A 4,868-nucleotide genomic window follows, 5' to 3' on the forward strand; every position below is an offset into this window, starting at 1 on the left:
GAATGCGGCGCGGGAGGCGACGAGCGCGCTGAACAGCTTGGCCGGAGGTGCCGGTGGAGGTGCAGGCGGTACTGGTACTGGTGCTGGTGGTACCGGCGCCGGCGGCGGTGCTGGCAGCGGCCACGGCGGCGGCACCGGTGGAAGTAGCGGTGGTGGCGCCGGCGGCGGCAACGAGGCGGCGCGGGCAGAGGCGGCGCGTGCGGCACGGGAGGCGACCGACGCGCTGAACGGCCTGGCCGGTGGCGGTTCCAGCGGCAGCGGCTCCGGTTCGACCGGCGGTGGTGCCGGCACTGGCACCGGCGGCAGCCACGGGCAGACGGGTTCCCATACCGGCGGTTCCAACACCGGTGCCGGGGACGGCGGCGCTGCGGAACGCGCGAGGCAGGCGGCCAACCAGAGCGCCAGCGACGCGATCGAGCGGATCCGTCAGATCGGCAGCGACTCCGGCCTCGGTGGCGGGTCGTCGACGGACGGCAAGTCGCCGCTGGCGAGCTTCCTGTCCGGAGATCCCACCGGTGGTGGCGGGTTCGGCAGCGGTCTCGGTGGCGGTACGCCGCGGATCGGTGCCGACGGCAGAGTCGCGGCGACGGCCGCGGAGATCGCCGCCGCCGCGCAGCAGAAGGGCTACCAGGTTCCCACCCGCAGCGGCGTGGTCGGTGTGCCCACGACCATCTCGCGCGGTCCCGTCGGCCTCGACGCCGGCGCGGGAATGATGCCGCCGATGGGTGGCGCGGGTGCCGGTATGGGTGGTGCCGGGCAGGAGAAGAAGGACCGGGAACGCACGGTCTGGCTCACCAGCGACGGCAAGGACTGGGAAGAAGACGACGAGAACTGCGCGGGGCCATCGACCCTGGGACGGAGCTGAGCAATGGCGACGCGGAACCCCGACCTCGCGATCGCGGGCGAGATCAGGAATCTGAACTTCGACCAGGTACGTGCACGGGTGGCGGCGGCGGACCCGCACACCTTCTACCGCAAGGCGGCCGCGTTCGAGCAGGCGGCGGAGCGGCTCGAGCTGTTCGCCGACCTGCTGCGCCGCTACCGGGCGGAGCTCGAGTCGGCGTGGAACAACGGCGACCCGCGGCAGTTCGAGTGGGTGGATCGGCTGCTCCGGCACGTCGACGAGCTGACCTCCAGTCTGCGCGAGCCGAGCTACCCAGCGGCGCTGCGGCACATCGGCGACGCCGTCGCGAACAGCCAGCAACGTCTGCGAGGGCTCGAGAACCACAGCGGCACCGTGCCGGACGAAGGCGCGTTGCTCGCACGGGACGAACACGCCCGGCAGATCCTCACCGATCTGTCCACTTCGTACGTCCAGTTCGGACAGCCGCTCGCGGAGCTGCCCGAGCGCAGCGTGACCGGTGTGCCGATCCAGGTTCCGGCCACGCCGGTGGAGGGGGCGGCCGCCCACCGCCTGATGGCACCGGCGATGGCACCGTTGGGTACGGGGCATGGCGCGGGTGCGGGCACGGCCACGACCAACGGCTCCCGCTCGGCCGTCTCAGCGCCGGCGTCCCCTGTGGACGGTGGCGTGCCACGCTCGGCCGCCGCTGAGCCGTTCGGCAGGCTGTCCCACTTCGCCACGGCGCAGCCCGCGCCGGTCAAGGCTGATCAGACCGCGAAGTTCGGCGGGTTCGCGAGCATGGCACTGCCGGCGGAAGGAGTCGTGCCGCTCCTCGCGTCACCCGCGTCTGCCGCGGGTGACAACGCCAGGAAGGACAGCACCGGCAAAGCGGAGAAGCCCGCCCAGCGCCGCGAAGGCGCGCTGCCGGCCAACCTTCCGGCGTCGCCGCTTGCCGGCGCGACCGCCGCACAACCGGCGACGGTCTCAGCGGAACCCGCGACTGCGGCCTCCCGGACAGCCGGTGGCGCACACACCGTGACGGTTGCCGGGCAGTCGGTGACGGTCACCGGGCAGCCTGCGACCGTCGTCGCCGCAGCAGCCGCGCCCGCGACCGCCTCGGCTGCCTCCCACGCGACGGTTGCGGTTCCCGCGGTGGCCTCCGGTGCCCCGGCGGCTCTTCAGTCCACGGGGGTTTCCCCCGTCATAACGGCCGCAGCGACTCCGGCACCCGCCGCGGCACCCCCCGCGCACCCTACTTTGGCGTCCAGGCCGCCGCTCCCCGGTGAGTTCCCCGCGATGTCCACGTCAGTCGGTGGGTCCGCCGCCCCACTGGGCGACGCGCACACGGGAATGAACTCCTCCGCAGCGGCAGCCTCGACGGGCGCGGTTCCGCCGCCTGCGGCCGTCGGCGCGGGCTCGATGGCGGGTGCGCCTGTGTCGCGTGTGGACAGCACGTGGTTGCGGGCCGACCCCGGCACGTGGTCCGCGAGCAACGCCCAGGGCACGGCAGCACGGCCGGGCCACGGGACAGGCGGTGGTGGCTGTGCGCCGGCTGGCGTCATCGGTCATTCGGAGAACGGGAAGGGTGAGGCGCGATGACGGAATTCGCGGCCTGGATGGCCGAGTACCAGAACCTCCAGCAGGGCAACGCGGCTGTCATGGACGACTGGTCCCGGCTGCGCCTCGAGCTCGCGGAGCTGCTGAAGGAGATCGAACGGGAAGCCGCGGCGAACTCCGTCCAGCTCCGCCACGGGGAAGGTGAGACGCGATGACCGACTGGTTCTCCCAGTACCGGACCCTCGAAGAGGCCAACGAGGCCGCGATGGCGTCGGTGGAGCGCGAGCAGCGCAAGATCTCCGAGCTGACCCGCCAGATGAACGAGAACACGACGACGGTGCGTTCCAAGGACCGCTCGTTCACGATCGACTTCGACGGCCGCGGCGAGATCACCGGCTTCAACTTCGTGGGCACCAAGTACCGCACCATGGCGCCGGCCGAGTTCAGTCACCTGCTGGTGCAGACGATCAAGGCCGGCAAGGCCCTGTGCATGCAGAAGCTGGCGGAGTCCATGGGGGACGAAGTCCTGCCCGGCGTCACCTTCACCGACCTCGCGAGCGGCAACCTGAGCGTCGAGGAGGTCTTCGAGAAGGTCGTCTCGCCGTTCCTCGGCGACGAGTACAGCGACGGCATCCTCGGCCGCCCGGCCGCGGGCGAGAAGGAAGGGAAGCACAATGGCTGACCGCACCTCCATCGACATCGAGGGCACGCGCACGGTGATCGCGCGGCTCAAGGAGCTCGGCCTGAGCTTCGAACAGGCGGCGGCGACGATGAAGGACGCGGCATCCCGCTACGACGGCTGCTGGGGCAACGACGAGTTCGGCGAGGCGTTCGCCAAGGCCTACGTGGACAACTCCGCCAAGACGCTCGAGTACATCGCCACGCTCGCCAACAACCTCGGCCTCACGGGGGACGCCGTCACGAAGGCGGTCGACCTGCTCGTCAAGACCGACGAAAACAACGCCGCCCGCACCTGACGAACTCCGTCGCGAGCCATCTGAGGAAGAGCTCCCGTGACCACCGAACTGCCTCCCGCGCTTCAGCGTTTGCTGAAGTTCACGGTTGGCATGCCCTGGCCGGAGGGCAGCGAGGGTGATCTCGAGGAGCTCTCGTGGCAGTGGGAGGTGATGGCGGGCGAGCTCGACGCACTCAGCGCGCAACTGCTGAGCGTCTCGGGCGAGTTCTCCACCGTGATGGAGGGAGCCACGAGCGACGAGATCCAGAAGATGCTCTCCGGGACGTTCCGCGAGGGCGCTGGTCAGCTCGAGGAGCAGGCCAGGGCCTACGCCAAAATGCTGAAGAACGCGGCCGCGGACATCCAGAAGACGAAGATCATGATCGTCTCGATGCTGGGAATCCTGGCCGCGACGCTGGCGATGCTCTTTGCTTCGCTCTTCGGTTCGTTGGCCGCCCCCGCAGTGATCTCGGCCGCTCGCCTCGGCATTAGCTTCGCGCTGCGCATGCTCGTCACCAGGCTGATGCAGTACGGGCTCATGAACATCGCCCGCACCCTCGTCACCAGGGTGCTGGGGGGAGCGGCGTTCGGCGCCGCGTTCATGGTTGGCCTCGACGCGGGCATCCAGGGCGGCCAGATCCTGGCGGGCAAACGCGACGGCTGGGACAAGGAGTCGCTGAAAGGCAGCGTGATCGGTGGCCTGATCGGTGGCGCGCTCGGCGGCCTGGGCGAAGGCGCCGTCGGCCTCGTCGGCAAAATCGGCCGCGACCTCTTCCGCATGCTGCCCCGCAGCATCCGGGGCTTGACTCCTCTGGCCAACACCATCGTCCAGATCCCGCTCGCGGCACTGAGCAACCCGATCACCAACAAGGCCACCCACAGCTCCGGCAGCGCGACGGACGGAATCTTCGGCTCCCTCGAGCCAGGCGGGAGCAGCAAGCACGCCAAGGTCCCCAGCGTCGACCCCGCAGTCGTCAAGCCGGTCACCGTCCCCAACTTCACCCTGCCCGGCGTCGACCTCGGCAACACTTCCTCGTCGCCGGCCATCGACAACGGCACGCGGGTCGGCACCACCTTCACCGCGCCGAGCACCGACACGTCCCCCGTCACCTCGACCCCGGTCCCCACCCAGAGCAACCCGGTCACCACAGGCGACACGAGCACTGGTAGCAGCACGAACACTGGTAGCAGCACGAACACTGGTGGCAACACCGGTGCCAACACCGGTGCCGCCCGTGATCCCTCCAGCAGCACCCCGAGCACGGCCCGCGGCCCTGGCATGTCCACGGCCGGCCCGAGCGCCACCACGCCCGTCGACGCAAGCGGCCGCCCGGTGACGACAAGCACCGCACCGGCGACGGGTACCACTCCGGTGACGAGCACGACTCCGGTTACCGGTGCGACTCCGGCGACGGGGGCGACTCCGGCTACCGGTACGACTCCGGTGACGAGCACCGCACCGGCCACGGGTGCGACTCCGGCCACGAGCACCGCACCGGCGACGGGTACGAC

The 4,868-nt window shown here is 70.6% G+C and carries 5 protein-coding genes and 1 pseudogene; all 6 read left to right on the forward strand.

The genetic code is table 11. The features are described from left to right. Positions 1-865: pseudogene (locus UK23_RS53490) on the forward strand (hypothetical protein); the annotation flags it as partial. 3 nt (positions 866-868) lie between these two features. Continuing rightward, positions 869-2,443: a hypothetical protein gene (locus UK23_RS47730; RefSeq protein WP_045318505.1), complete on the forward strand. Its 1,575-nt coding sequence runs from the start codon at positions 869-871 to the stop codon at positions 2,441-2,443. Continuing rightward, the gene (locus UK23_RS52410; RefSeq protein ID WP_156213908.1) at positions 2,440-2,616 is read left to right on the forward strand and encodes a hypothetical protein; all 177 of its coding nucleotides are present in this window, start codon (positions 2,440-2,442) and stop codon (positions 2,614-2,616) included. The genes UK23_RS47730 and UK23_RS52410 overlap by 4 nt, the downstream gene beginning before the upstream one ends. Beyond that, the gene (locus tag UK23_RS47735; RefSeq protein WP_045318506.1) at positions 2,613-3,083 is read left to right on the forward strand and encodes a hypothetical protein; all 471 of its coding nucleotides are present in this window, start codon (positions 2,613-2,615) and stop codon (positions 3,081-3,083) included. Before UK23_RS52410 ends, UK23_RS47735 begins: the two co-directional genes overlap by 4 nt. Beyond that, on the forward strand, positions 3,076-3,378 hold the full coding sequence (locus UK23_RS49630; RefSeq protein ID WP_052685686.1) for a hypothetical protein: 303 nt from the start codon (positions 3,076-3,078) through the stop codon (positions 3,376-3,378). Before UK23_RS47735 ends, UK23_RS49630 begins: the two co-directional genes overlap by 8 nt. A gap of 36 nt (positions 3,379-3,414) precedes the next feature. Beyond that, the coding region (locus UK23_RS47745; protein ID WP_045318507.1) for a hypothetical protein at positions 3,415-4,868 on the forward strand (1,454 nt) is incomplete at its 3' end.

The organism is Lentzea aerocolonigenes, assembly GCF_000955955.1.
Taxonomy (GTDB): domain Bacteria; phylum Actinomycetota; class Actinomycetes; order Mycobacteriales; family Pseudonocardiaceae; genus Lentzea; species Lentzea aerocolonigenes_A.